Here is a 26,678-nt window from a genome sequence, read left to right as displayed (position 1 = left end):
TTAAAACTCCAAAACCACTTTGCCGTACGTTGGATCGTTAAATGTCTCATCCACCGCTTCAGCAAACGGGGTGTAGGGCACGTCGAAAATCCCCGGCCAGTCAATCACCTCAAACTCATCCTTGGCGCTCAAAGCGGCTAATTGTTGGGTCGTGAACGGTGGGTTCTTGTCAAACAGAGACCACGTCCAAATGAGCCCATAGAATAATGTGTATGGAATACGCACAATCGGGGTGCTCGAGTTCGTCGCCTTTTTAATGACACGAATCATATCGATATAATCGATTTTCTCGTGCCCTGAGATATTGTAAATACCTTCTCGGATATTCTTCTCGATGCAACTGATAATGACTTTACTAAAATCGCCGACATACAAAGGCTGCCTCATATAACGCCCATGCCCAGGTATTGGAAAAACAGGCACTTTTTTCATAAACCGCGACAACCAGCCGAGGTGTTTACGATCAAACCAGCCAAACATCAAAGTAGGTCGCAGAATGGGGCAAGGAACACCACTATCGAGAACCATTTTTTCCTGATCTTTTTTGGTTCGTGTGTAAAAGTCGTCCGCTACCGACTCAACAACCGAGGAGCTAATATGTATCAGGTTCGGAATGTCATTGCGTTTAATCACATCTAGAATCAGTGCGGTGGCATCAACATTATTGCGTACAAACTCTTGATAATCCAACCCGCCGATTTGCGCCTGCAACATGACCACCACATCAGCCCCCACGAAATGCCTCTGCCAGTCACCAGGCTCTGCCAGATCGGCAAATTCCACAACGACGTCAGGTTGAACCTGCTTGAGTATTTCGATATTTTGCCTGTGCTTGTCTAGGACTATGATGTTGCTATAGCCCTTGGCTTTCAGCCTCGCGACAAGATTCTGTCCAACTAAGCCGGCGCCACCGGGAAGAATTATCTTTTTCATTAGTTCACCTGATCGTTGATCGTTGCGGAAATCAGATACTCTGGGCAAACTTCAACACGCCCATTTCGCTTCATCGCCAGCCGCAAACTATATACACCTTGCAAAGCTTCCGTATCGAATTCAACAGAATAACCTGCGTATTCTAGATTCGGCTGTTTAAATGCATTTGCCACATCAATACGAGATTTAACCTTAGCTTTCACAAACGTATTCTTCCCCGTTTTATCGCTCAACATAATATAAACAGCCTCAGACGGGACCCCTTCGCTTACAGAGGATGCAAGCCAGCCGGAAACACTCATTAGGCGATGCAATTGTATTTCAGGTAGAGGATTTACCCCATTAATCATATCAATTGAGCCATCACACTTCTGAGCGTTAACAAGCGACAACTTGCCAGCATCATTATCAACCGGATCAAATCCAAAAAATTTAACAGGATCTATTTTCCTTGCCACCTCCAACTCATCAAATTGAAGAGAATACTTAGATTGCCAAGAAAAATCCGAAGAGTGCGCCTGATAAACTTTAATTGACTTAACTCTTTTACCAGTCGAAAAATCAGCATCTCCGTACAGCAGACTAAAATCAAAAGTATCTTCAACCAATGGAGAAATCACTACCCCTGATTTCAGCATCCCGGATACAACCCTATAAGTCCGTTCTTCTCCAGAGTTCAAGACTATAGCAATACGCAACTCTGCCGGCTTGAATAAAATGTTAGCCAGGCGGCCAAGCACGGTAGGCTTTACATCAATTTTTGCCACCAAGACCTTATTAGTTAATGGAATAACAATAACTTCATCTAGTTGGTGCGCAACAGGCTCTCCACGAGCACTGATAACAGCATACTTATCTGCACCATTCCTTTCCAACTGTAGGTATCCCGGAAGGCGTCTAACAGGATGATACCCAGTCAAAAGTGTAGGCCAGCTTGCGCCATCATCCATCGACGGCAGTCGTCCATCGATAGGCTCTACCCTGAAAAAGATATTATCTGGAGCATCCTCCCCAAGTAAATGTTGAATATTTTTTTCCGCAAGGCTCCGGGTATAAGCTGAGTACCCCTGAAAAATAGGACGTGGTGCCCAAGTATTTCCAGAGAATATCAAAGGTGCCTGATTGAACGAATAGATATCACTGCGCCCCTTCAAGAGGGGTAAATCAGTCACACTTTTATAATACGCGATATGATTCTCGAAATCCGCTTTAGGCCAGGTTTTATCCGAGATGCGCCTCTCAATTCCAACTGCCGCAGATACCAGCGTCACATTCAACAAATTACTTACTGTAGGCAGACTCAGTCCAACATGACGATTAAACACTAACCCTGCGGTGAATAGAGAGAAGATTAACGCGACCGCTGTAAGCTTTCCTTTGTAAAAAGCTAACAGAGAAATCCCTCCCAAAAGTATGGCTATAGCTGCCGCTACAGCATGTGCATCGTGCCGTACAAATCCAGCTTTGAAAGAAACAAATAAAAATAGAAAGAAAACGCCAGGCAAAAACAAATCTATTATCGAAAACGATACTTTTTTACGATCGAAAAAACTTGCAAAAACCACCAATAAAGCCGCAACTATATATACAATCACCTCATAGCTTTCCCCAGGAATAGCCATAGCCTCCGTATAACCTGAAGCAATAGGAACCATATTAATAAAATAACTGGGAAGATCACTGATAGTTTGTCCTGATGCGACCCAGAAAACGATAATTGACACAACTGGAGTCACTACAGACAACAGCGCCAATCTACCTTCCCGACAAAAAATAAATATCCCTAAACAGGCGAGAACCATTGCCACGCTAAGTATTAACACACTCCCCTTAATAACAGGAATCAACCCCAACGCCGCAAACGCTACTACAAAAACAAATAACGTTCTTGGTAATAACGGGAAGCCCACCGCTCGATTATTTATAATCTTATAAGACACTAGCGCAGCTAGGAACGGTACAAACAAAAGCAACGCATCACGTGAGTAAGCTGCGAAGAGTAGAGCCACGCACAGCGACAGCAGCAAGCCAGGCCGGCCCTTAACTAAAAAAATTATACTTAACCAACAAGAGATAGACAGGAGCACACTACCGGCCAGCATCATAACATCTGTTGCTGGATGATAGGCTCTGGTGTAAATAGACGCATAAGGTCCGAAGGTAAAAATCACGTCAGTGCCAATACGTAGGCCCTGCGAAACAGCCTGATTCATGCCAAGCACCCATGATGGGTCAAGGCCAACAGACGGCATGACTGGACTAAAAGGTACAAATACGCACAACAAAACCAACAACAATAAAAACACACATGTTATTCCCAACCATTTTCCTCCATCGAAAAAAACTATCGGGAGACGCGTTTCCTTACTCGTACGCACTTTCCACCTCATTACAATTAAATATTTATTCTTTTGAATATAACTACAGGAATTGATCTTATAATCATCATGATAAAGCGCCAAAAACCCGGGACGTATATCGTATTTTTCTTCTTATTTATACCTTCTACGATTAGCTTCGCTACCTGCTCTGGTTTAGCAACTAATGCCGTTGGCAGTGCCAACCCCTGAGTCATCGGCGTATCAACAAACCCAGGCTTTATAGTAATAACATGCACGCCCACTTTGAACATCCGCGCGCGCAACCCTTCGCAGAATGTGGAAACAGCAGCCTTAGCCGTACCGTAAAGATAGTTGGACGGCCTGCCACGATCCCCAGCAACAGACGAAATGACGGCCAACGTGCCGCACCGCTGGGTTTCAAATTGATTGGCAAGGAGGGTGAGTAAAGCGATCACTGAAGTGCCGTTGTTAGCCAGCTCTGCCAGCGCGGTGCCGACGTCCTGCTCACACGCTTTTTGATCTGGCAGCGTTCCGTGGGCGATCAGCGCAATATCAATTTGTCGCATCATTGCGGTGCAGCTTTCAAGCATTACACCGTGTGCAGCGAAGTCAGTCGCGTCCATGCAATGCACATTAACGGCAGTGGCACCTCTCACTGTGAGGTCTGCGGCGCATTGCTCTAACTTTTCGGCGTTGCGCCCTACCAAGAAAAACTGACTACCTTCTTCTACCCATATGCGTGCGCAGGCGGAGGCAATCGCCGAGGTCGCGCCGATAATCAATACTCGTTTCATTCGGTAACCCGTTTCCAAAAATGGGAATTCAATGATGGATCTCGCAACGCTTCCAACTGTTCCCAAGCGGGGTAGGCACGACGAAAGTCCGCGCCGCTCATATGTGCATCCTTGGCCGGATATAATCGTCCTCCCGCCTCGTGGACAATACGATCCAAACGCAGAAATAACGGGACCAAACCCTGCTTTTGAGGAAAGTCCAGCGCCAGCGAGGCTCCCGGCAACGGGAACGACAATAAACCGGGTGACTCAATGTCACCGCAACGTTTGAGAACAGCCAGAAACGATCCTTGCCCAGCGTCGGCGATAACCCCCAGGATCTCACGCATCGCCACTTCGGCAGCACTATCTGGAATCACGCACTGATATTGTTGAAAGCCGCGAGGACCGTACACTCGATTCCAATGCAGGATGCGATCCAAAGGGTAAAAGAATGGCTCGTAGCCGCTGCGCACCTGTTTGCGTTGACTTGGATGGGCGTGCCAGTAGGTGTGATTGAATGCACGCAACGAAAGGTTATTAATTAAAGACAACGGGGGGATCAGGGGCACATTTAGCTTATTGCGCTTATCAACGTCCAATGCGCCATACCCGGCATGGTCTCCCACAATAAACACACCGCGCCCGATACTCTCGCCTTTGGCAAGGCAATCGATCCAGGCAACACTGTATTCATGCCGGTGGTCCAACTCCGCCGATAGCGAAAAGAACTCCGCCAAATTGTCAAATCTCACCATCGTGCTGTTGATCTGGCTAGCGCAGATGGGGATAAGTTGTATGCAGGCCCATGTAATCACACCTGTAAGTCCCAGCCCTCCGATGGTCGCACCGTATAGGTGAGCATTCTCGGTGGCACTGCATGCCCATACTTCACGGTCGCGTAAAAGCCCGAAACCAAGAACATGTCGGCCAAAGGTGCCGCGCAGATGATGGTTCTTCCCATGAACGTCATTAGCAATAGCACCGCCAAGGGTCGCGAATTGCGTTCCAGGTGTAACAGACAGGAACCAACCTTGCGGAATTGCCAACGCAAGGATTTCCGCCAACGTTACCCCGGCTTCGGCGCAGACAGTGCCTAATTGCCAATCGACCTTGATAAACCGATCCAGTGAACGCATTTGCAAGACGTGGTTGCTAGTTGAAAGGCAGCTATCTCCGTAACTACGCCCATTGCCATAAGGCAGAGTGCTCGTATGCGATTTACTCACTTGCGCGAGTAACTCCGGTAAACCGTCACGCCAACTTGCGGCATGCCCTCGCTGCGGTTTATCCGGGTAACGGCCCCACGAGTATAATGATTCGCTCACGCGGCCACCCAAAATACCAGCCCAAACAACGCCCCCACAACTAAGCTCACGCGATCACGAATGGCAAATACCACAGGATCATCGTGCATCTGCCCTCGGTGAGTCAGCATCCACACACGGGTCACCCAGAAAAGCAGTAATGGACATGCCAACCAGATCACCTGCGGGTGGGCATAAAGTGCTGCCGTTTCCTGATCATGGATATAGAGTGCCAATACCATCACGGCCAAATAGCCAGAAGAAGCCCCCAGCGAAGAGATCATCTCAAGGTCAGCCGGGTAATAACCACGCCCACGGGTTTTTTCCGTTATCCCTTTAATTCGCGCATCGTGGAGTTCAGCGTAACGTTTGACTAGTGCAAGGCTTAAAAACATGAACATCGAAAAAGCCAATACCCAAAATGTCAACGCTAGCTCGAAGGCTGCCGCGCCTGCGATAATTCTTATTGTATAAAGCGCAGCCAAGGCAATGACATCCACTGCCATGCACCGTTTCAGCAATAAGGAATACAGTAAGGTGAGCACATAATAACCCACGAGCGTAGCACCAAACTCCCAGGGCAGTAACAAAACGGATCCGCCAAATGCGATCACCAACAATAGAGGAAATAAAAGCAATCCGGACTTTATGGATAACTTACCTGAAGCAAACGGCCTACGTCGCTTGGAATGATGGTGGCGATCATCTGCTAAATCGAGTAAGTCATTCAGCAGATAGACGCTGGAAGCGCAGAGCCCAAAAAATAGAAATGCTAAAATACCTTGCCATACGAGTGTCAGGTTGGTGAATTGGTGTGCCGCCAGCAACGGTACGAAGATAAGTGCGTTTTTCATCCATTGATGAAGGCGCAAAGCCTTGAGCCAGTCTTTGTAATTGGAAGAGTTTGAAACAATAACCTGCTCGACGTTTCCGAAGGCCTTGGCGCGCAGTTCTACCCCAGCTTCAGGATTTACCACATAGGCTTTACGTGAAGCCGCCCACACCGAAAGATCATCCAGTGAGTTGCCGACGTAATCGAATCCGCCCTCGCCGTAAAGCTCAACGAGCAGGTCACGCTTGCGTTCGGCTGACAGATTACGGTTGGCGTCCGTCGCCAGTACCCGGTCAAACAGCTTCAGGTGCCCGGCTATTTGATCGGCCAACGAATGATGTGTTGCAGTCGCCAGGATGATCGTTCGTCCAGTCTGGCGCTCGACTTCAATTAACTCTATAACGGCAGGGTCGTAAGGCAAGAGGCTGACATCTATTTCGGAGTTCTGCGCCAGACCTTGCTTGAGCGACGTTTTTCCCTGAAGCAACCACTTCAAGGGACGGATGAAATTGGCCGGTTGACTGCGCATAAACGCCATGCCGGTTTCCATCAACATATCCGAACGCAGTAAGGTTCCGTCGAGATCAACGACAAGGGGGGGAATGGGTGCGATCACGATAACTCTTTCCTGAGTACTAGCCAAAACATGTCGACTCTAAAAAGTGAGCCCACGGCAGCAAATTACTGCACAGCAGCTATATGAAATAGAAACCGTCTGGTTTCCGTGTGCGCGAAAACTAACACGATGGGCAGGGTATGTCCTAACAATAGGGCAGCTTTCAACCGCGAAATTCGCCTGAAACCTCACCCCACGGCCCCCCAGGCAACCAATGTCGAACAAGCTCCATACAGCCATGGAGGTTCGTATGCAACGCCCCTGAAGGAGCGTTACATTTAGATTCAACGTGAAGCTTCAGCCATCACTTCAGAAAGAATCTGACAAGTCTTTTCGATTTCGGCTGCAGAGAGCGTCGGATGAACCATGAACATCAAACTGCTTTCGCCCAGCTCTTTTGCTGTCGGTAGAGGATGAGCAGGCCGCAGATTTGTGTTATCGAAAGCTTTTTCAAGATAAACCTCCGAGCAAGACCCAGAAAAGCAAGGCACACCCAATTCATTGATCCGCGCCATGATTCTGTCTCTATGCCACTCGGTTTTCAGTTGCCGGGCCTCCACAAAGACGTAGCATTTGTAAGCCGCATGCACCGAACCTTCGGGGATTTTAGGCACCCGCAAACCCGGGAGCTCTGACGCCACTTCCCAGATGCGCTGCGCATTGATCAAGCGCGCAGCATGCCAAGCCGCCATGCGTCGCAATTGGATACGACCAATCACGCCTTGAACTTCAAGCATGCGCCAGTTAGTCCCGAAGCTTTCATGCAGCCAACGGAAACCTGGTGGATGCTGGCGCTCATACACAGCTTCCCAACTCTTGCCGTGGTCTTTGTAGGCCCACATATCAGCCCATAAATCGCGACTGTTGGTGGTAACCATCCCCCCCTCCCCGCCGGTCGTCATAATCTTGTCCTGACAAAAGGACCATGCTCCGATGTCCCCGATGGAACCTAACGGGCGCCCCTTGTAGTGTGCACCGTGGGCTTGTGCGCAGTCTTCAATGACCCTCAAATCATGTTCGCCAGCCAGAGCCATGATCGGGTCCATATCACACGGCCACCCAGCCAGATGCACACACAGTATTGCGCGGGTTTTTGGCGTAATAACGGCAGCAATGGTGCGTGCCGTGATGTTCTGCGAATCACGGTCTACATCTGCAAAAATCGGCACCGCGCCAGCATTGACAATAGATGAGACGGAAGCAAGAAAAGTGCGAGATGTGACAATAACCTCGTCGCCCTCACCTATTCCCAGTGCCTGTAACGCAAGGTCGAGAGCCACCGTCCCATTCGCTAATGCAATGGCAAACTCGGTGCCGGCAAACACAGCAAATTCTTTTTCAAATTCACGGCACTCTTTACCGGTCCAATAGTTGACTTTATTGGAGAGAATTACGTCTCGAACTGCGTTAGCTTCCTCGTCGGAAAAGCAGGGCCAAGGCGCGAAAGGAGTGTTCAGCAAAGCAAAGACCCTCAGAGATTGACTTGAGCGGCGATGAGCGCCGATGGAAAAATTACCATTTTATAATGCAGCCTGCCCATGAGTAACCGACCCCGAATCCTACAGCGGCAATTGTACGCCCCTCAGCAAGCGTGCCTTTACTCAAGCATTCCTTCAACGCAATTGGAATAGTCGACGAAACGGTATTACCGCAATGTTCAAACTCGGCAATAAATTTTTCTTGGGGCAACTTCAGACGCCGGCGAAGTGCATCAAGCATAAACTTGTTAGCTTGGTGAAAAGCGAAAAAATCTACGTTTTCAACTTTCAATTCTTCATCGAAGATCGTGGCAAACAACTCCGGCACCCGGGTCATCGAAAACTCGAATATCGCCGGGCCGTTCATATATAAATTAGCGTCGGTACGTACGTTACCACTTTCATCCGTACGAAACACCGGGGCTGGATTGAGCTCAGCAGGGCAGCGAGCTCCACCGATCGGCACAATCAGGTTTTTTGCCCCGGCTCCATCCGTGCCGTAGCGAAACCGATCCAAAAATGGACCATTGGCGGAATCACTGGCCTGTATAAGGGTGGCGGCGGCTGCATCGCCAAACAACGTCCGAACGCTTTTATCACCAGGATTGATGTAACGGCTGTAGGTCTCAGCAGTCACCAGCAACACGTTACTCGCCTGGCCTGACTCGATCAGCCCTTTTGCCAACCCAAGGCCGTAAATGAAACCAGAGCAGCCTTGGTTGTAATCGAAAGCACCACACTGGGTAGTCAACCCCAAGCGATCCTGCAGGATACACGCGGTCGCAGGAAGGAAATAATCCGGGCTTTGGGTGCATAAGATAATAAAGTCGATAGATGAACGCGGGACGTCTACGCTGGATAGCAGTTTCTCACAGGCACTAAACGCCAAATCAGAAGCTGTTTCTTCAGCCGCAACGATATGACGCTCATTGATCCCTGTCTTGCCGAAAATCTTTGCAACGTCCCACTCAGGATAATCCCGTGAAAGGTCTTCATTCGACAGCGTTTGAGAGGGCAAAACATACTCAATCGCTGTAACTCTCGCGTACTTGGTCATATGGACTACCTAGAAATGCGTTTTGCAGGGACGCCAAAGACTGTGGTACCCGGCTGAACTTTACGTACAACAAGGCTGCTGGCGCCTATCACTGCATACTCTCCGACGGTGACATTGGGGACGACCGCCGCATGAGAACCCATGAAGACACCTTCCTCCAGCACGACGCCACCCGTCACATCGCAATGCCCGCTCAAAGTGCAAAAACGGGAGATTTTTGCATCGTGACCAACCGTACAGGTCGCGTTGATCGTCACAAATTCCCCAACGCTGATATCCGTCGATAGCATTGACAACGGACACACGACAGTGCCTAGCCCCAGACGCACATTGGTGCCCATCACTACGGTCGGGTGAACCATACTCAGAAATTGAGCGCCCTTATCGAGCATCCGCCCAACCACCTTTTTCTTAATTTTCGGATTCGCAATCGCACAGACAACGAACGTGTTCGGTACTGAGACGAAATCTTCAATCGATGAAATCACCGGTGGCATATTGGCAAACGCATCCATCGCCGAAGCGTTGTCGTCGATAAACCCTGCAACTTTCCAGCAATGAGTTTGGGTTTGCTGGCCGTCCCCCCGCGCGATCCAATCCAGCAACCAGGCATGCACCTCTCTGCCAAATCCACCCGCGCCCAAAATAACGATATTCTTCTGCACAATCATGCCAGGTACCCGCCATCTACGACCAGCGAAGTGCCTGTCACCCATCGGGCTGCGGGCGACAGTAAATAATTTACGGCATAAGCAACATCGGAAGGATTACCAATACCAAGCGGGTGTTTTTCCCTAATCGCTTGCATCGAGTCCTCCCCGACAAGGTTCTGCAAACTCTCCACCATTTCTGTCTGAACGACGCCTGGCGCCACACAGTTGACGCGTATGCCCTCTCTGGCAAGTTCGAGCGCCGCAGCACGGGCCATTGATTCGACGGCGCCTTTGCTTGCGCAATATCCCAAAAGTGCTGGCTCTCCTGCCCTGGCCATTACTGAAGAAATCAACACGATACTTGAATCCGGCTGGCAAACGCCTTTCTGCCGAAACGCCTTGATCAAAGAGAAACCTGACGACACGTTCGTCGACATAATTTTTTCCCAATGATTAAGGCTCGTTGCCCGGATTGGCATCGGCATCTGGACACCGGCGGCATGCACCAACCCATCAAAGGGGCAGGAACTGCGGACCAGCTCTTTCATCCAGCGCGAAACATCCTCGTCGCCCAAGAAATCTATGACCGCCGTTTGATGGCCCTTGCCTTCCAATGCCTGAGCGGTTGCAGCAAGCCGTTCCTCATCGCGAGCTACGAGTGTCAATACAGCGCCTTGTCGACTTAACCAGATAGCAACCTCTCGACCAATCCCAGAGGAGGCACCCGTGACTAAAATATGTTTAGCGTCTAGAGAGAATGGATTAAACGAACTCACTGCACGGCTCCCATTTTTACGTCTTGCATCACTACCAACGGACTAATATGGACGCCATCAAAATTCGCAATACACCCTGCCCAGGAATATCCAACCCCAAAGCCCGCCAGCATGTACTGCCCGCTGACAGGCAGCGAGTGATCGCGTTGATCAATTACCAGCGCGAGAGGAATAGACGTGCAACTGGTGTTACCGACGTTCTTGACATCGAGCACGACTTTAGCTTTATCCAGCTTCATGCGCTTGACCAGATGCTCAAGCATAAATTTATTCGCTTGATGGAATACGTACTTATCCACCCCATCAGCACCACGCTCAACGTTTTCATGCAGAACGGCTACAAGCGCGGGAACCCGGGCCAGCGTGAATGCAAAAATTTCCGCCCCGTTCATATACAGATCGAAAGCGGAACGCACTTCGGGGTCTTGGACATCACTGGTAGTACCTGAGCGATCACGGAACGCACCGCCAGGGACAATCAGGTTTGGTGCGCCACGTCCGTCAGTGCCCAGCACAAAAGGAATGGCTGGCGCGCCAGGCTCATAATCCAACAATGTGGCCGAGCCTGCATCTCCGAACAATGCGGCTACAGAGCGATCATCTTCAGAAGTAATTTTACTTATGGTATCGCCCACCAATAGCAATGCCCGCTTGCTGCCACCTCCCGAAAGCAATGAGGCTGCCATCCAGAGGCCATAGACATAACCCGAGCAGCCCATGGCAATATCGAACGCCGCCGTCGTTAACGGCAACCCCAGACGTTGCTGCAGAACACAGGCTGTGGCGGGCAGCGTGTAGTCATGAGTCTGGGAAACAAATATCAGCGTATCAATTGAAGCTCTGTCCACCTGCATATCGCTGATCAGTCGCTCAGCAGCCGCAACACACAGATCAGAGGAGCACTCATCAGTCACCACATGACGACGCTCTACGCCTGTGCTGGTCATTATCTTGTTGACACTCTCCTGTCCGAACTTTTCGCAAAGATCAGACACCTCGCTAACCGTTGGTGGCACAGCGCAGGCGACTCCTTTCACACTCACGTCCCTCACTAGGCGAACGTTGCTATCGGCTTTAAGCATTTATTGAATCTCCACTGCGCCCGAAAAAAGCATTATACAAAATTTCAACAGTTCCTTGCGCATGCCGTGCCTGCGGGAAGACTATCCGGTGCGCCCCGACCCTGAAAGCGGCGGCGCAACGCAACTATCGAACAGCTCAGAACGCCAAAAAATCACTTGACTATTGAGTATGCCACATAATAAAAAACTTACTGACTATAAAATAAAATTGCCCCGATAGATGATCTAACAGGGCAATAGTGTGATTCTATATATGCTGCTCTGAAAGAATCGACATCAAGCGACTAACTTGACGACATCGTCGACTGTCACACACTTATTCAACAGGTCCGCCGACACTCTCTTATCAAGGTGCTCATCAACCAGCGCCATGAATGTTACGACTGCAATAGAATCCCAGTCGAGCGTCTGGCCAAGAGCAATGGAACCCTCTTCCACCTCCATCGCCTCTTCAATCAAACGCAAAATTTTATCAGCCATTATCTAATCTCCGGTGTGGGTAAATTACTTGTCTTGCGACCCTTTAAAAGCTTCCATCGTCGCGTTATTTTCCTGTGAGATGCCGTCGCGGATCAGAACTTTCTTCACCGTCGCCAACAGAATTCTTAAATCCAAGATAAACGAACGGTTATCAACATACCAAATATCCAGCTTAAACTTCTCATCCCACTCAAGGCTGTTCCGCCCATTGACTTGAGCCCAACCTGTAACACCGGGTTTGACCTCATGACGACGATATTGTTCTGCACTGTACAGCGGTAAATATTGCATGAGGAGCGGACGAGGCCCCACCAGGCTCATATCCCCCTTAAAGACGTTCCACAACTCGGGGAGTTCATCAAGACTGCTGGACCGCAGGAAACTCCCAAACGGGGTCATTCGTTCCGCGTCTGGCAGTGGATTTCCCTGATCATCGATGGCATCACGCATGGTCCGAAATTTTATCATATCAAACGGCTTACCATGGATGCCCGGCCGCACCTGACGGAAGAGCACCGGCGAACCAAGTTTTCTGCGGATCAGAAAAGCAACGATCAAGATAACGGGCGACAACAGGATCAAGCCAATGGCAGAGGCAAAAATGTCAAACAAACGCTTCATAACAACACCCGGACAATTTCATCATTACACAATTCAAGAAAAGGTCAGCAAGGCTACACCCTGAGCCCTGCACAACCAATTTCTACAGCTCACCGCTGATACGCGCTTCTGTCTCTGCGCTATCAAAATACGAACGTAAGCAACAGGACTACCATCAAGCGACAGGCATTTTTCTCCCGACGGAGCTCACCCGCCTTAAGCGCCAGACGCACTCGGCTCATGATCGAACCGCTTTTGATCAGACTCACAACGTCTTTTGCCGATGCTTCCGCGCCGGATTTTTCAGCTATCCAAAGGATATTGTCACGATACCAGCCATTGCGGATCAATCCGAGCTTACTTTTTAGGCCGGCAAAAGCACTCATAGCACCATAAACATTGGAGGCATGCTGCCGATAGAAAATATAGGCATTTTGATCAAACGCCCATCGAATATGACTAACCCGGCAGATAGCATAAATTAGCCAATCATGAGACCGGCCTTTATAGGACTGAATCCCAGATGTCACCTGCTTGACCCGCTCAAACGCGGCACGAGTCAAGACATATGTGCATCCTGCCGATGCACCTTGAAACAAATAATCAAACTTTTTTTGCGATTGCCCCTTATTCATGAACCGGGAGCGCTTCCGGCGGTTATCGTATGAGACCAGATTGGAGGAATAGGCGCCTGCCCCCTCCTTCTCGATAAGCCTGATCGCAGCCTCAAGCTTGTCAGGAGACCACACGTCATCCTGATCAGCTAAAGCTACATAATCGAACTCCGAGAGTGGGCACTGCTGAATTAGCTCAAAAAAATTACCCGCCGCAGAGCCTGTACCTACTCCCTGGTTATCCAAAATGGATATGTTCGAATGTTGCTCCTGAAACGACCGAATTATCGACTCCGTCGCATCAGTCGAACCGTCATCTCGCACAAACAGATGCCAATTTCCATGAGTCTGGAACAGAATAGATTGAAGCTGCTGCGCCAAAAACGCCTCACCATTGTAAGTCGCCATCAAGATAATTACTTTGGCACTCATTTACCCCCCCTCCTTTTCACCCAGCGCAGCAACAATGATAAAAAACAAAACATATCTAAAATTCGCGAGCGGAGAACAGCTGCTAACTTGCGACGCTTAGAGGGAGATGCATTAGAAGAATGCCGACGGTAATAGATTTTGTTTTCGTTCAAAAAGTGGACCTCCCCATTCATCAGGGCACAGCAACCCAGCCACCAGTCATGCATCGAAATTCGGTGGGCGAACGGTAGCGCCAACCTCAGCACTCTTCGGCGAACCCCCATACAACAACCAATAAATTCGTTCTTATAAAGCTGGGAAAACAAGCTAAAGCTCGGCGTGTAGCCCTGCGGATAAAAGCTAGTACCGGTTCGATCCGTAAATGCAAGAACCTCCGCATTTACTACGACTGTGGATACCTGCTCGTAGCTCGCGAATATCGCAAGGGAAGAAGACACACGACCTGACAACCATACGTCGTCTTGATCCGAAAGAAAGATAATTTCATTGCCCGCTTTGGAAAGCGCGGACTCAAAGGATTTAATGACACCCAGGTTGCGCTGATTAAAAAACACCTTTACGCGCTTATCTCTACCCATATAGGAAAGTAGTATTTCGCACGTTGTGTCCTTAGAGCAATCATCAACCACTACAAGCTCATCGCCTTCACGCAACTCTAACAATATCGAATCCAGTTGTTCGCGTAAGTACAACTCCCCATTATAGGTCGCCATACAAACAGAGACACTCAAGGCTCCGAACACGCTGTCTTGCCGCTTAACTTCTGATTCTGCAGAAACACTCATTGTTGATATTCCACTTGAACAACGCGCCCCATTCGCCCACGAATCAAATCCAGCAACCAGGCAAAAAATGCCAAAATCAAAAAGACCGGTAACCCTCTCAAAAACTGATCATCAAAAATCGACATGGCCGTTGCATAAACAGTGAACCCTGCAATCACTTGCCATAGAAATTTTCCTGTTCGGACAAAGAGCACGCAAGCAGCGGTGGATAGAAGGCCGTAAATTCCAAAAAAAATAAAAACACCTATCCCTCCAAAATCATGATAAGGCGGAAATATAGATGTAAACACATTGAGTGTTCCGGGGGTCTCTACAAAATCAAAATAAGACGGCGGCATCTCCATATGCATTGAAAAAAGCCCCTGAATAAATCGCGGCATCGTCAACAACGTATCGTAGTGCGGACTATCATATTTCACGTAATAATTAAGCCCTGACACTCCACCAAAAAAGTACACTTCAACATGCCGAACAAGCACATCAACCACTGAGTCTTCCCCAGGCAGGTGATCTTTCATCAACCACGCAAGGGCCAGAAACAAAACTATAAAACCAATCAACGAAATAAATATAACACGAAGCGGATTCTTACCCTGCAAAAGAACCCTGAGCAAGATGATCGCCATACCGATAAGCAATAAAGTACGAGAAAAACAAGCTATGCAAAGTAAAAAGTAAACCAACACCCAAAAAAAACTGAACTTATTCTTCACTTCGTAATTTATAGAGATTACGAAAAGCACCGAGCAGGCCAAGCCATTCATCAGGACAGCCAAGACTCTTGGTGCAACCCCCCCCTCCGTCCATTCGTCTATAGCTTGATTTCGTAGTTCAGAAACACTATGTCCGGCCGCCACGGGGATTACCAAATTATCGAGTACAACCCACATCGCCAAAATAAAACACAATGATTTAAAATAAAAAAAACTTCTTTCTAACCTAAAATCCGGCCGCCGCAACGCGTTGCGCGTAAACACTACGACCATCACTGAGCCGAGCGCATAGCCAGCCAAAGCCAAAGAGACCGCCCACCAGGTGGCCGATAGAATTGGGTTAAACACTGAAGTACCTATAACTTCGTAGTAAACCCACTGAAAGCCCCACACTAGCAGTAACACACTCAATGGTGAAAACGTGACTAGCCAAGTATTTTTCTTACGGCCCATTGCAACAGCACCCAATCAATTAAGACCCTAAAGACCCATACTACTGCGGCCCCCTCAACCCCATAACTCAGGGTTGCCCAAATACAAGCGGGCACGTACAACGTAAACTCTAGAAGGTGAAACTTAGCGGGCACTTCCGGCATACCTTTGGAATGCAAGAAGAAAAAAGGCAACTGCGCAATAGAGTTCATAAACAACGCAAACGAAAACAGCGCGAAAATATTTTTATATTCCTCTAGACTGCGCCCAAGCCAAAGCTCAGCCATAAACTTAGAGCAGACCCAGAACACAATATAAAATACCGCCATCGCGACAATTAACAGTGTATTATAACGACGATAATTACTTTTTAGCGTTTCGCCATTTTCTTTGGCAAACCGTGGCAGTAGTGCCGATGCAAACGAAGCCGAAAATAGAACAGTGCGCCCCATCATCTCTTGGAGGACAGCGTACATCCCAACCATTTGAGCGCCCAACACAGTGGAAATAATGAATCTATCACCATACATCATCAACGGACTGATAATTGAGGACAGCAGCGCCCAGGCGCCATATGAAAGTAGCGCTTTCCTATGCGCAGGAAAAACTGCCTCCGCTCGGGATGATTTGTATTGCCGGCTTTGCTGAACGGCGTACCAACACCAAAATGAGGTCACTAGTCGGACGATAAAAAATGACACAGCTATCGCATATAAGGAATGAATGTTGTAAAAAGCAAGACAGGCTGGGGCGATAAAAAATACAGACCCCGTCACGCTTTTTATGACTGCAACGTCTCTAAAGCTGCCCAACCCCTCAAGCACGCCCCTCAGTCCGTTCCCCATGGCCGTAAGTGGGATGATCAGCGCTGTAATCCACAGTGCCCAAAGCGCTTCGTAATACATGTCCAAGTTGCTACCGAGCAACTTCCTTACTGTTACATCTGAAACAGCCATAACCAACAGCATTCCGATCAAACCGGCAATGCCAACAACTTGCATACCCGCTTTGACTGCCGGGGCCAAGGGATCGGGACTAACTGGATCATTGGAGCGTGTCGCAAAATAAGTAAGCGCTCTGGAAACGCCTAAATCAAAAATCCCAAAATAACCAATCAGCGCCCACATGATAGTCATAAAACCGAAACGCTCAGCGCCTAATTCTCGCGTCAGATACGGTATAAAAAGCAGCGCCGCCAGAATCGGAACAATGTTCCCGAGCAAATTGTATATTGTGTCATTTCTAACATTTAGTTCCAGCTTCATTCTTTTCATCCCGAACAGCTAAAGCACCAGCAACTACTGTTTCATATATAACGACACATTCACGAACCGCTTAATAAGCGGACACATCAAAGCGCCCACTAAAGGTACCCTTACAGTAGATGTAAACCAATACCCACCTCGATGTTTTACTATATCGATTAACAGTCTCCAGGTAGCGGAGCAACCTTGCTGTTCGTGCCCACCCATTCAACATGACCACCACCAATAAACACCTGAAAAAGGAGCCATAGCATCCTCAGTTGCTATGTGCAGAACGCCGGCCAACAGCAAACCACACGAAGGATAAAGCCCTCGGCGTACCAAAATCCGCCTGCAAGCCCCCCCAAAAAAACGTGGAGAAATGCAGGCGCCCCCCCCCCCCCGCCAGCAAGGATGACGCCCTGACTGAATGACCTCCATACCTCTAAAGCATCCGAAATGTCTGGATTACTCCTTACGGAAAGCGGGAAACAATAGTAGTACGAAATGCCAAGGAACAGGCCGAAAATTCACGTTTTTTGAATGGGCTAGCGTGGTTATTCGAGGTGAGCCTCCGCTCCATTCACTAGCAAGGATCTCTTCAGACGTCAAACCAAGACAGATTGTTCAAGCATCACGCGGGCCAAACGACTGCCTGCTTGAATATCCGCACACGAAAGCACTCAACTCATACCAACATCAATAGATGTGAGCCGTGAAAATTCCAGCACGCTGACTATTGGAGCATCTTGTTTGAACTTTGTTGCAGCCCCATCAGAGCATCCCCTGGAGTACGCCCTTGGGACGGCGGTTTGACGACATCAGCCTTTACGCCAATAGCGCTCACAAGAAAAGCATACTTGACGAGAACGATACCGACCGCAAGGATCAGCCCAGCAAGAACACCAAACATCACCACAAACAAGCGATTCGGGCTAGAAGGCTTCAAGGGCTCTAGGGCCTGCTGGTCGATACTCGCTAACTTCAAACTGGCCACATCAATACTCAAGTTGCTCAAGCGCGCAATCTCTGCCCGCAAAGGCTGAACATCGGCAAGAAAAACATCTTCATTTTTACGCGCACTCAGCACTTCAACCTCTCGATTGAACGCCAGCATCTGAAGCTCCTTGGCAATCTGTGCAATACGAGAATCGGTGAAGTCATCCGTTCTACGCAGATGCAGCGCTGCAAGCTCAGCTTTAAGCGCCTCCGTCCCCATAAAATACAGCGGGACTTGCTGATTGCTTATCTCCGTTCGCATAACACTGGCAGCATTCGTATTCATCTGCTCGCCGAGTGAGGATGGCGTAGTCGGCTTGTGGATGCCCAAGGATTTAGCAATGCTGATAGATTCGCTCAGTTGAGCGATACGATCGTTGCGCAAATTCCTCAATTGCGAGCGAAGCGCCTTCAATTCGTCCTGCAGTTGAGCGTGTCTCACTGAATCTGCTTCGCGCAACGACGCTATTCTAGCCTCTTTCTCGACACTGTAGTTCGACCGCGCCGATTCAAACTTTCCTTTCAGCTCGCTTATTCTATTTTTGATAATGGTATTCAAGTCCAACGATATCTGCATACGTTTCACATTGATGGCATAGTCAACGAAACCGTTAAGGATAGCGACGCCATCAATATCTTTGGGATATGTCATTTCAAGTTTTACATAGGCCCTAAGCGTATTCTTTTTTTCTGCTTCCGGAAGAATCAAACGGATCGAGTTTCGATTGAACTCTTCAAAAGATTGTTCCAACGTCCGCCCCGGCTCAACGAATTTTTCGAATAACCTTTGATTCTCCCTGAAAAATGCCAGGCGAACATCGTAAGAGTCTAGGGCCGAACCCACTTCTATAAGCGCCTCAGATGGAGGAAGCTGATATATCTCTGAGCGATTCAGCGCATCCAACTCATTGACCGCTGCAGGGCGCAACACCGTACTGATCTTATATTCGGGAGTAGCAAGAAAAGCGTATGAGGCCGCGATCAGTCCCCCCCCAAGAGCAACCAGCAGCAAAAGTTTTTTTTGCTGCCAGACAAACTTGGAGATCTCTAAAAGATCGATTTCGGCGGAGGTTGTTACAGCGGGCGCGCGAAAACTACTACTCACAACAAAAACCTGCCTTCAAAAAGAAACTGCGGGCTCGTTATGCAGACAAAATTGTGTCTTTTTTATTCTAATTAGATGACCGTCAAAACCCAGCGTCTCTGCCAAATTTCGAGCGCACAAAATGCCTGTTATCGAGAACAGATTTCATTTTGCCATCTCTCTGACATATTACAAGTCTTGACATGAGCGGTAGGCTTTTCCTACAGGTATAGGGGTAGCCCTGATGCAGCACGTCCAAGGAGAGTGAAAACAGAAAGGATTTTCCGAATCTACGAGCTGAAACCCAATGAATCCGCGGATTTTTTACTTGAGGGCGGCCGCATCATTACAAGGCGGCGCTGAAATTGACGGGCTATTTTAGGGCAGTTTTCTGACGAGCGGTTGTCTCAGCATGCATGCGATTTTTGTGGAACGTGAGAGAGCTCCCTAGGCACGCCCTGCAGGAGTCGACTTATGACGCCGACTCCGCACCAATATGCCTAACAACGGCCCTATCAGCATGCCGACAATCAACGCCACGGTCACGAACACCGACACTGGCATCTGCCCGGTCGCCAGGCCAAGGAACGAGAGAGACACGCCCTGCTGGTTTTCGAGCACAAACGCTATAACCACCAGTGCGACCACCAGCACTGTCAGTAACACCACGGCGCGCTTAATCCCACGCATAATCTTCTCCTACCCTAAAGACACTCAGACGTTTTCTTCTTCGTCTTCGTTCACTCGATCACGCAATTCCTTGCCCGGCTTGAAGTGAGGCACGAACTTGCCGTCCAGGCTGACGGATTGCCCGGTCTTAGGGTTACGGCCTACGCGCGGGGCGCGGTAGTGTAGCGAGAAGCTACCAAACCCTCGGATCTCAATACGATCGCCCGTAGCCAGGCATTGGGACATTTGTTCAAGCATGGTCTTGATGGCCAGCTCCACATCCTTGGATGAGAGCAGCCCTTGATGGGTGACAATTCGTTCGATCAACTCCGACTTCGTCATATTTTTCCCTTCTTTTTCAAGCAGCTAGGAAAAGCGCTTCAAAGGTTTTAGCATGACTTGATGAATTTGAACAGCCCATCCAATAACTTATCTACACGCCAGATCGACTTCACTATCAAGCGCTTACGCGCTCAGTTGCAGATCACCAGCATCGTGCGGGTAACGGCGCCTGCCGGGTTCCAGCCGAACAAGTAATCCCCTTCCTCGTCCTTGGCATCACTGGACCTTGTGATGACCTTGTATCCCTGCATCTTGCACTCTCGAGCCGCGCGCTTCTCACACTTCTCCCAGTTGGAGCCCAAGCCTGAGCAGTCGATCTCGATGCCACTGACGCCATGCCGTGCGTAAGTCTTGGCATTGGTGGCGGCGCAACCTGCAAGCATGGCCATTGCGAACACTAAGATGAGCCTGTTCATTGAAAATCCTTACTGAATCAGCAACACGGGAATAGCTTATCCAAAGACTATAATCAGTTCTGACACCGATCAGCTCTACGTGGCTCTAAGTTGTTGATTCAACAAATTTCAGGCACAAAAAAGGGCGACCGAAGTCGCCCTTTTTCTATGGTCTGACAGAACTCAGTTCTGTTTTTCCATTTGTGCACGCAGCAGGTCGCCCAGAGTGGTAGGACCAGCAGAAGGCTCAGAGGTAGCTGGCTTGTCGCGCAGGCTCTGGATGGCTTCTTTCTCTTCAGCATCGTCTTTCGACTTGATGGAGAGCTGGATTACGCGGCTCTTGCGGTCAACGCTGATGATCTTGGCTTCTACTTCTTCGCCTTCTTTCAGAACGTTGCGCGCATCTTCAACGCGGTCACGGCTGATTTCGGAGGCTTTCAGAGTCGCTTCGATATCGTCGGCCAGGGTGATGATGGCGCCTTTAGCGTCAACTTCTTTCACGATGCCTTTAACGATTGCGCCTTTGTCGTTCTCTTGAACGTACTCGGAGAACGGATCGCTTTCCAGTTGCTTGATGCCCAGGGAGATGCGCTCGCGCTCTGGGTCAACCGACAGGATAACGGTGTCCAGCTCGTCGCCCTTCTTGAAGCGACGAACAGCTTCTTCGCCCACTTCGTTCCAGGAGATGTCGGACAGGTGAACCAGGCCGTCGATGCCGCCGTCCAGACCAATGAAGATACCGAAATCGGTGATCGACTTGATGGTGCCGGAGATTTTATCGCCCTTGTTGAACTGGCCAGAGAAATCTTCCCATGGGTTAGATTTGCACTGCTTGATGCCCAGGGAGATACGACGACGCTCTTCGTCGATGTCCAGAACCATAACTTCCACTTCGTCGCCGACTTGTACGACTTTCGAAGGGTGGATGTTTTTGTTGGTCCAGTCCATTTCGGAAACGTGTACCAGGCCTTCAACGCCTTCTTCCAGCTCAGCGAAGCAGCCGTAGTCAGTCAGGTTGGTAACACGCGCGGTCACGCGGGTGCTTTCTGGGTAACGGGCTTTGATAGCGACCCATGGATCTTCACCCAGTTGCTTCAGGCCCAGGGAAACACGGTTGCGTTCGCGATCGTATTTCAGAACCTTGACATCGATCTCGTCGCCAACGTTGACGATTTCGGAAGGATGCTTGATACGCTTCCAAGCCATGTCGGTAATGTGCAGCAGGCCATCGACGCCACCCAGATCGACGAATGCGCCGTAATCGGTGAGGTTCTTGACGATACCTTTGACTTGTTGGCCTTCCTGCAGGGATTCCAGCAGAGCTTCACGCTCGGCGGAGTTCTCTGCTTCCAGGACGCTGCGACGGGAAACGACAACGTTGTTGCGTTTCTGATCGAGCTTGATGACCTTGAATTCGAGTTCCTTGCCTTCCAGGTGCGTGGTGTCGCGCACTGGACGGACGTCGACCAAAGAACCTGGCAGGAACGCACGGATGCCGTTAACGTCGACAGTGAAGCCGCCTTTAACCTTACCGTTGATAACGCCCTTGACCACTTCTTCAGCTGCGAAGGCTGCTTCGAGAACAATCCAGCATTCAGCGCGCTTGGCTTTTTCACGGGACAGCTTGGTTTCACCGAAACCGTCTTCAACCGAGTCCAGAGCAACGTGAACTTCGTCACCGACATTGATAGTCAGATCGCCAGCGTCGTTGTAGAACTGCTCAAGCGGGATGAGTGCTTCAGACTTCAGACCAGCGTGAACGGTTACCCAGCGAGCTTGGTAATCGATATCAACGATAACACCGGTGATGATGGAGCCTGCCTGAAGGTTCAGGGTTTTTAGGCTTTCTTCAAAGAGTTCCGCAAAGCTTTCGCTCATTTTAATTCCTGTTGATAAGGGCGAAGAATACGCCCATCTCCACGCCCCAGACGGTGTGGGTTAGTTTCAATTAAAAGAAGCACCGCAGGACTATGACTGGTCCCCTGCAGACTTCTTGGTCACCCGGCGATATCGCGAATAGCGATTTCACTCAAGATGCGTTCCAGCACCTGCTCGATGGACAACTCCGTGGAATCCAGCTGTATGGCATCAGCCGCCGGTTTGAGCGGGGCTACTGCGCGCTGGGTATCACGCTCGTCGCGTGCACGGATCTCATCTAGCAGACTCGACAGACTAACACCATCCACTTTGCCCTTCAACTGCAAGTAGCGGCGACGCGCCCGCTCCTCGGCACTGGCGGTCAGGAAAATCTTCAGCGGCGCCTCGGGAAATACCACCGTGCCCATGTCGCGGCCATCGGCTACCAGGCCCGGCGGCTCCTGAAACGCCCGCTGGCGCTGCAGCAGCGCATCACGCACGGCCGGCAGCGCGGCAACCTGGGAGGCCCAGGAACCGACTTGTTCGTTACGCAGGTCATCGGTCACATCGTCCCCTTCCAGGATGATGCGCTGGGGATGACCTTCCGTCGCAGCGACGAACTGCACATCAAGGTGCGCCGCCAGCAGCTTCAGGGATTCTTCGTTGGTGAGGTCGACGCCGTGGTTGCGGGCGGCAAATGCCAGCAGGCGGTACAGCGCGCCGGAATCCAGCAGGCACCAGCCCAGGCGCTTGGCCAGGATGCCGGCGATCGTGCCTTTGCCCGAGCCGCTTGGCCCGTCGATGGTAATCACCGGTGCTTTGATATTCACAATTGAGCCTCTTGGGCAACACGGATGCCGACTTGGGCACACAGTGTAAGAAAGTTCGGAAAAGACGTAGCAACATTGGCGCAGTCACGAATACGAATCGGCGCCGTTGCCCGCAGCGAAGCCACGCTGAACGCCATGGCGATCCGGTGATCGCCATGGGCATGCACTTCACCACCGCCCATCAGGCCACCGTCAATGATAATCCCATCGGGGGTGGGTTCACACTTCACGCCAAGGGCGAGCAGACCGTCGGCCATGACCTGGATACGGTCGGACTCCTTGACCCGCAATTCTTGAGCACCGCGCAGGACGGTTCGCCCTTCAGCGCAGGCAGCAGCCACAAACAGCACAGGAAATTCATCGATTGCCAACGGCACCAGCGCTTCGGGGATCTCGATCCCTTTCAACGCGGCCGCCCGCACCCGCAGGTCGGCCACCGGTTCGCCGCCCACTTCGCGCGGGTTTTCCAGGCGGATATCCGCGCCCATCAGCCGCAGGATATCGATCACCCCGGTGCGCGTCGGATTGATGCCGACATGCTCCAGCAACAACTCGGAACCTTCCGCGATTGACGCCGCCACCAGGAAAAATGCCGACGAGGAAATATCCCCCGGCACTTCGATATGGGTGGCGACCAGCGCATGGCCCGACTCGACCGTCGCCGTTGCACCCACGACCTCTACCGGATAACCGAAACCGCGCAGCATGCGCTCGGTATGGTCGCGGGTCGGTGCCGGCTCGGTGACGGACGTCTTGCCCTCGGCATACAGGCCCGCCAGCAGCAGACAGGATTTGACCTGCGCACTGGCCATCGGCAGCACATACGTCAGGCCTTTCAACTTCTGGCCACCACGGATGGTCAGCGGTGGGCGCCCTTCCGGCCCGGTTTCGATCACCGCGCCCATCTTCCGCAGCGGCTCGGCCACGCGGTTCACCGGGCGCTTGGACAACGAAGCATCACCGGTCAGCACGCTGTCGAAGGCCTGCGCGGCGAGCAAGCCGGACAACAGGCGCATGGAGGTGCCGGAGTTACCGAGATAAATCGGCCCCGGCGCCGGCTTCAAACCATGAAGCCCGACACCATGAATGGTCACGCGCCCGTGGTGCGGCCCCTCGATCACCACGCCCATGTCGCGAAACGCCTGCAAGGTCGCCAGGGCATCTTCACCCTCAAGGAAACCTTCGACTTCGGTCACGCCCTCGGCCAACGAACCGAGCATGATCGACCGATGGGAGATCGACTTGTCGCCCGGCACCCGGATACGCCCGCTCAAGCGGCCGCCCGGGTTGGCGAGGAAAGTCAGGTCGTCGGCGTTCACTGCGGTTTCCATGTAGGCCCGGCGTGCCAGGATCTTGCTGAAATGTTCACGCGCCACCCGCGCACGGGTAAACACGCCCAATAATTGGTGGCCATCCCCGGCATCGACCGCGTCGCGCAAGGCGTCAAGGTCGCTGCGGAAGGTGTCCAGGGTGCGCAACACGGCCTCGCGGTTGGCGAGGAAGATGTCGTGCCACATCACCGGGTCGCTGCCGGCGATCCGCGTGAAATCGCGAAAGCCACCGGCGGCATAGCGGAAAATCTCGAGGTTTTCGTTGCGTTTGGCCAACGAATCCACCAATCCGAACGCCAGCAGATGGGGCAGATGACTGGTCGCCGCCAGCACTTCGTCGTGGCGCTCGACCTGCATATGCTCGACATCTGCGCCCAGCTCGCGCCACAGACGGTCGACCACGGCCAAGGCCGCCGGGTCGGTTTGTGCCAGCGGCGTCAGAATCACTTTATGCCGACGGAACAACTGCGCATTGGACGCTTCCACCCCGCTCTGCTCGGAACCGGCAATCGGATGGCCCGGCACAAAACGCGCGGGCATCTCGCCAAACGCCTGCTGCGCCGCCCGCACCACATTGCCCTTGGCACTGCCGACGTCGGTGAGGATCGCCTGGCCGAGGTCCATGCCGGCCAGCACCGCCAGCAACTTCTCCATGGCCAGGATCGGCACGGCGAGCTGGATCACATCGGCGCCCCGGCATGCGCGCGCCAGGTCGGTTTCACAGCGATCGACGACACCCAGCTCAACCGCCAACTTGCACGATTGCGGGTCCAGGTCCACGCCGACCACTTCGCCACACAACCCGCTCTCGCGCAGGCCCTTGGCGAAGGAACCACCGATCAACCCCAGACCGACCACCACCAGGCGACCGATCATAGGCACAGCAGGTTGCAATGCAGTGACATCAACCACGGGCCAGAACCTTGGCCAGCGCCTCCAGGAAGCGGCTGTTCTCAGCCGGCAGACCGACGGTGATGCGCAGGTGGTTCGGCATGCCGTAGTTGGCCACCGGACGCACGATCACGCCTTCGCGCAGCAAGCCCTGGAACACCGGGGCCGCCACTTGGCCGAGATCGACGCAGATGAAGTTGCCCTTGGACGGAATCCAGCCCAGGCCCAGCTCACGAAAGCCTGCCTGCAACTGCAGCATGCCGCTTTCGTTGATGCGACGCCCTTCTTCCAGGTACTCGGCATCCTGCAACGCTGCGCAGGCCGCCGCCAGGGCGAGGCTGTTGACGTTGAACGGCTGACGCACACGGTTGAGCACATCGGCCACCACCGCCGTCGACAGGCCGTAGCCGACGCGCAGCGACGCCAGGCCATAAGCCTTGGAGAACGTGCGCGAGACCAGCAGGTTCGGGTAGGCCGCGAGGAAATCCAGGCCGTCGGGCAGGTCGCTGCCTTCGGCGTACTCGATGTAGGCCTCGTCCAGCACCACCAGCACATGTTCCGGCACATCCTGTAGGAAGTCGTTCAGTGCCTGTGCATCGAACCAGGTGCCGGTCGGGTTGTTCGGGTTGGCGATAAACACGACGCGGGTCTGTGCATCGATCGCCGCCAGCATGGCCGGCAGGTCGTGACCCCAGTCCTTGGCAGGAATCACCCGCGCATCGGCACCGACGGCCTGGGTGACGATCGGGTAGACCGCAAACGCATGCTCGCTGAACACGGCGTTCAGGCCGGGCGCCAGATAGGCACGACCGACCAGTTCAAGAATGTCGTTGGAGCCGTTGCCCAGGGTCACCTGATTCAGCTCGACCCCGCACTTCTGCGCCAGCAGGGACTTGAGGGCAAAACCGTTGCCATCCGGATAACGGGTCAGCTCGGCCAGCTCTTCACGAATCGCCGCCAGCACCTTGGGGCTTGGACCCAGAGGGTTCTCGTTACTGGCCAGCTTGACGATCTTCGCCGGGTCCAGGTTCAACTCACGCGCCAGCTCGTCCACAGGCTTGCCTGGAACGTAAGGCGACAGTTGTTGCACGCCCGGCTGCGCCAGGGCGAGGAAGTTGCCACTCATGTTAA

24 protein-coding genes are annotated in these 26,678 nt (G+C 51.5%); all 24 read right to left on the bottom strand.

What is annotated here, in order from left to right; genetic code table 11:
* The 24 genes from PverR02_RS08710 to hisC all read right to left on the bottom strand — a co-directional run bounded on the left by PverR02_RS08710 (window position 1) and on the right by hisC (window position 26,673).
* Entirely contained in the window at window positions 1-933 is a 933-nt protein-coding gene (locus tag PverR02_RS08710; RefSeq protein ID WP_046384264.1) for an NAD-dependent epimerase/dehydratase family protein, read from the bottom strand.
* Window positions 933-3,311, bottom strand: coding sequence for a hypothetical protein (locus PverR02_RS31745; protein WP_152031993.1), 2,379 nt, complete (start codon window positions 3,309-3,311; stop codon window positions 933-935). Before PverR02_RS31745 ends, PverR02_RS08710 begins: the two co-directional genes overlap by 1 nt.
* 17 nt (window positions 3,312-3,328) lie before the next feature.
* The gene (locus tag PverR02_RS08700) at window positions 3,329-4,069 is read right to left on the bottom strand and encodes an SDR family oxidoreductase (protein WP_046384266.1); all 741 of its coding nucleotides are present in this window, start codon (window positions 4,067-4,069) and stop codon (window positions 3,329-3,331) included.
* A complete protein-coding gene (locus PverR02_RS08695; protein ID WP_046385337.1) occupies window positions 4,066-5,376 on the bottom strand; it encodes an FAD-binding oxidoreductase in 1,311 nt (436 codons plus the stop codon). The genes PverR02_RS08700 and PverR02_RS08695 overlap by 4 nt, the downstream gene beginning before the upstream one ends.
* Window positions 5,373-6,743 (bottom strand): UbiA family prenyltransferase, encoded by a 1,371-nt coding sequence (locus PverR02_RS08690; protein ID WP_231590045.1) that lies wholly within the window; start codon window positions 6,741-6,743, stop codon window positions 5,373-5,375. Before PverR02_RS08690 ends, PverR02_RS08695 begins: the two co-directional genes overlap by 4 nt.
* A gap of 344 nt (window positions 6,744-7,087) precedes the next feature.
* On the bottom strand, window positions 7,088-8,263 hold the full coding sequence (locus tag PverR02_RS08685; RefSeq protein ID WP_046384268.1) for a DegT/DnrJ/EryC1/StrS family aminotransferase: 1,176 nt from the start codon (window positions 8,261-8,263) through the stop codon (window positions 7,088-7,090).
* A 52-nt stretch (window positions 8,264-8,315) separates the two neighbouring features.
* Window positions 8,316-9,338, bottom strand: coding sequence for a ketoacyl-ACP synthase III (locus PverR02_RS08680; RefSeq protein ID WP_046384269.1), 1,023 nt, complete (start codon window positions 9,336-9,338; stop codon window positions 8,316-8,318).
* 5 nt (window positions 9,339-9,343) lie between these two features.
* Entirely contained in the window at window positions 9,344-10,009 is a 666-nt protein-coding gene (locus PverR02_RS08675) for an acetyltransferase (RefSeq protein ID WP_046384270.1), read from the bottom strand.
* Entirely contained in the window at window positions 10,006-10,767 is a 762-nt protein-coding gene (locus PverR02_RS08670) for an SDR family NAD(P)-dependent oxidoreductase (protein ID WP_079443143.1), read from the bottom strand. The genes PverR02_RS08675 and PverR02_RS08670 overlap by 4 nt, the downstream gene beginning before the upstream one ends.
* The gene (locus PverR02_RS08665) at window positions 10,764-11,849 is read right to left on the bottom strand and encodes a ketoacyl-ACP synthase III (protein ID WP_079443142.1); all 1,086 of its coding nucleotides are present in this window, start codon (window positions 11,847-11,849) and stop codon (window positions 10,764-10,766) included. Before PverR02_RS08665 ends, PverR02_RS08670 begins: the two co-directional genes overlap by 4 nt.
* 276 nt (window positions 11,850-12,125) lie before the next feature.
* The gene (locus PverR02_RS08660; protein ID WP_046384273.1) at window positions 12,126-12,329 is read right to left on the bottom strand and encodes an acyl carrier protein; all 204 of its coding nucleotides are present in this window, start codon (window positions 12,327-12,329) and stop codon (window positions 12,126-12,128) included.
* A 24-nt stretch (window positions 12,330-12,353) separates the two neighbouring features.
* Window positions 12,354-12,950: a sugar transferase gene (locus PverR02_RS08655; protein WP_079443141.1), complete on the bottom strand. Its 597-nt coding sequence runs from the start codon at window positions 12,948-12,950 to the stop codon at window positions 12,354-12,356.
* A gap of 122 nt (window positions 12,951-13,072) precedes the next feature.
* Window positions 13,073-13,975, bottom strand: coding sequence for a glycosyltransferase (locus tag PverR02_RS08650; protein ID WP_079443140.1), 903 nt, complete (start codon window positions 13,973-13,975; stop codon window positions 13,073-13,075).
* A complete protein-coding gene (locus PverR02_RS08645) occupies window positions 13,972-14,760 on the bottom strand; it encodes a glycosyltransferase (protein WP_079443139.1) in 789 nt (262 codons plus the stop codon). The genes PverR02_RS08650 and PverR02_RS08645 overlap by 4 nt, the downstream gene beginning before the upstream one ends.
* Window positions 14,757-15,926 carry an O-antigen polymerase gene (locus tag PverR02_RS08640; protein ID WP_079443138.1) on the bottom strand — a complete coding sequence of 390 codons (1,170 nt, stop codon included), beginning with the start codon at window positions 15,924-15,926 and terminating at the stop codon, window positions 14,757-14,759. Before PverR02_RS08640 ends, PverR02_RS08645 begins: the two co-directional genes overlap by 4 nt.
* Window positions 15,899-17,170, bottom strand: coding sequence for a flippase (locus tag PverR02_RS08635; RefSeq protein ID WP_046384277.1), 1,272 nt, complete (start codon window positions 17,168-17,170; stop codon window positions 15,899-15,901). The genes PverR02_RS08640 and PverR02_RS08635 overlap by 28 nt, the downstream gene beginning before the upstream one ends.
* A 715-nt stretch (window positions 17,171-17,885) precedes the next feature.
* Window positions 17,886-19,253, bottom strand: a complete 1,368-nt coding sequence (locus PverR02_RS08630) for a Wzz/FepE/Etk N-terminal domain-containing protein (protein ID WP_079443136.1) — start codon at window positions 19,251-19,253, stop codon at window positions 17,886-17,888.
* Between the two features lie 426 nt (window positions 19,254-19,679).
* Window positions 19,680-19,922: a LapA family protein gene (locus PverR02_RS08625; RefSeq protein WP_046384278.1), complete on the bottom strand. Its 243-nt coding sequence runs from the start codon at window positions 19,920-19,922 to the stop codon at window positions 19,680-19,682.
* 24 nt (window positions 19,923-19,946) lie between these two features.
* A complete protein-coding gene (gene ihfB / locus PverR02_RS08620; protein WP_017848846.1) occupies window positions 19,947-20,243 on the bottom strand; it encodes an integration host factor subunit beta in 297 nt (98 codons plus the stop codon).
* Window positions 20,244-20,374: 131 nt separating this feature from the next.
* Window positions 20,375-20,659 carry a hypothetical protein gene (locus PverR02_RS08615; protein ID WP_046384279.1) on the bottom strand — a complete coding sequence of 95 codons (285 nt, stop codon included), beginning with the start codon at window positions 20,657-20,659 and terminating at the stop codon, window positions 20,375-20,377.
* A 162-nt stretch (window positions 20,660-20,821) separates the two neighbouring features.
* Window positions 20,822-22,516 (bottom strand): 30S ribosomal protein S1, encoded by a 1,695-nt coding sequence (rpsA, locus tag PverR02_RS08610; RefSeq protein WP_003218806.1) that lies wholly within the window; start codon window positions 22,514-22,516, stop codon window positions 20,822-20,824.
* Window positions 22,517-22,635: 119 nt separating this feature from the next.
* Window positions 22,636-23,325 (bottom strand): (d)CMP kinase, encoded by a 690-nt coding sequence (cmk, locus tag PverR02_RS08605; protein ID WP_017848848.1) that lies wholly within the window; start codon window positions 23,323-23,325, stop codon window positions 22,636-22,638.
* Window positions 23,322-25,532, bottom strand: coding sequence for a bifunctional prephenate dehydrogenase/3-phosphoshikimate 1-carboxyvinyltransferase (locus PverR02_RS08600; RefSeq protein WP_265332178.1), 2,211 nt, complete (start codon window positions 25,530-25,532; stop codon window positions 23,322-23,324). Before PverR02_RS08600 ends, cmk begins: the two co-directional genes overlap by 4 nt.
* A gap of 28 nt (window positions 25,533-25,560) precedes the next feature.
* Window positions 25,561-26,673, bottom strand: a complete 1,113-nt coding sequence (gene hisC / locus PverR02_RS08595) for a histidinol-phosphate transaminase (RefSeq protein WP_017848850.1) — start codon at window positions 26,671-26,673, stop codon at window positions 25,561-25,563.
* Window positions 26,674-26,678: the final 5 nt, after the last annotated feature.

It is taken from the genome of Pseudomonas veronii, from assembly GCF_002028325.1.
GTDB lineage: Bacteria > Pseudomonadota > Gammaproteobacteria > Pseudomonadales > Pseudomonadaceae > Aquipseudomonas > Aquipseudomonas veronii.
Note: the sequence above shows the minus strand (reverse complement) of the source record. Positions and strands in the feature narration are given on the sequence as shown.

What these genes read in the sequence shown, in the direction of transcription:
- PverR02_RS08650 (WP_079443140.1), bottom strand. Translation starts at nt 13,975, where the DNA reads ATGAGTGCCAAAGTAATTATCTTGATGGCGACTTACAATGGTGAGGCG.
- PverR02_RS08660 (WP_046384273.1), bottom strand. Translation starts at nt 12,329, where the DNA reads ATGGCTGATAAAATTTTGCGTTTGATTGAAGAGGCGATGGAGGTGGAA.
- PverR02_RS08640 (WP_079443138.1), bottom strand. Translation starts at nt 15,926, where the DNA reads ATGGGCCGTAAGAAAAATACTTGGCTAGTCACGTTTTCACCATTGAGT.
- PverR02_RS08710 (WP_046384264.1), bottom strand. Translation starts at nt 933, where the DNA reads ATGAAAAAGATAATTCTTCCCGGTGGCGCCGGCTTAGTTGGACAGAAT.
- PverR02_RS08665 (WP_079443142.1), bottom strand. Translation starts at nt 11,849, where the DNA reads ATGCTTAAAGCCGATAGCAACGTTCGCCTAGTGAGGGACGTGAGTGTG.
- PverR02_RS08615 (WP_046384279.1), bottom strand. Translation starts at nt 20,659, where the DNA reads ATGAACAGGCTCATCTTAGTGTTCGCAATGGCCATGCTTGCAGGTTGC.
- rpsA (WP_003218806.1), bottom strand. Translation starts at nt 22,516, where the DNA reads ATGAGCGAAAGCTTTGCGGAACTCTTTGAAGAAAGCCTAAAAACCCTG.
- PverR02_RS08675 (WP_046384270.1), bottom strand. Translation starts at nt 10,009, where the DNA reads ATGATTGTGCAGAAGAATATCGTTATTTTGGGCGCGGGTGGATTTGGC.
- PverR02_RS08690 (WP_231590045.1), bottom strand. Translation starts at nt 6,743, where the DNA reads ATGTTGATGGAAACCGGCATGGCGTTTATGCGCAGTCAACCGGCCAAT.
- PverR02_RS08700 (WP_046384266.1), bottom strand. Translation starts at nt 4,069, where the DNA reads ATGAAACGAGTATTGATTATCGGCGCGACCTCGGCGATTGCCTCCGCC.
- ihfB (WP_017848846.1), bottom strand. Translation starts at nt 20,243, where the DNA reads ATGACGAAGTCGGAGTTGATCGAACGAATTGTCACCCATCAAGGGCTG.
- PverR02_RS08680 (WP_046384269.1), bottom strand. Translation starts at nt 9,338, where the DNA reads ATGACCAAGTACGCGAGAGTTACAGCGATTGAGTATGTTTTGCCCTCT.
- PverR02_RS08645 (WP_079443139.1), bottom strand. Translation starts at nt 14,760, where the DNA reads ATGAGTGTTTCTGCAGAATCAGAAGTTAAGCGGCAAGACAGCGTGTTC.
- hisC (WP_017848850.1), bottom strand. Translation starts at nt 26,673, where the DNA reads ATGAGTGGCAACTTCCTCGCCCTGGCGCAGCCGGGCGTGCAACAACTG.
- PverR02_RS08635 (WP_046384277.1), bottom strand. Translation starts at nt 17,170, where the DNA reads ATGAAGCTGGAACTAAATGTTAGAAATGACACAATATACAATTTGCTC.
- PverR02_RS08625 (WP_046384278.1), bottom strand. Translation starts at nt 19,922, where the DNA reads ATGCGTGGGATTAAGCGCGCCGTGGTGTTACTGACAGTGCTGGTGGTC.
- PverR02_RS08600 (WP_265332178.1), bottom strand. Translation starts at nt 25,532, where the DNA reads ATGATCGGTCGCCTGGTGGTGGTCGGTCTGGGGTTGATCGGTGGTTCC.
- PverR02_RS08655 (WP_079443141.1), bottom strand. Translation starts at nt 12,950, where the DNA reads ATGAAGCGTTTGTTTGACATTTTTGCCTCTGCCATTGGCTTGATCCTG.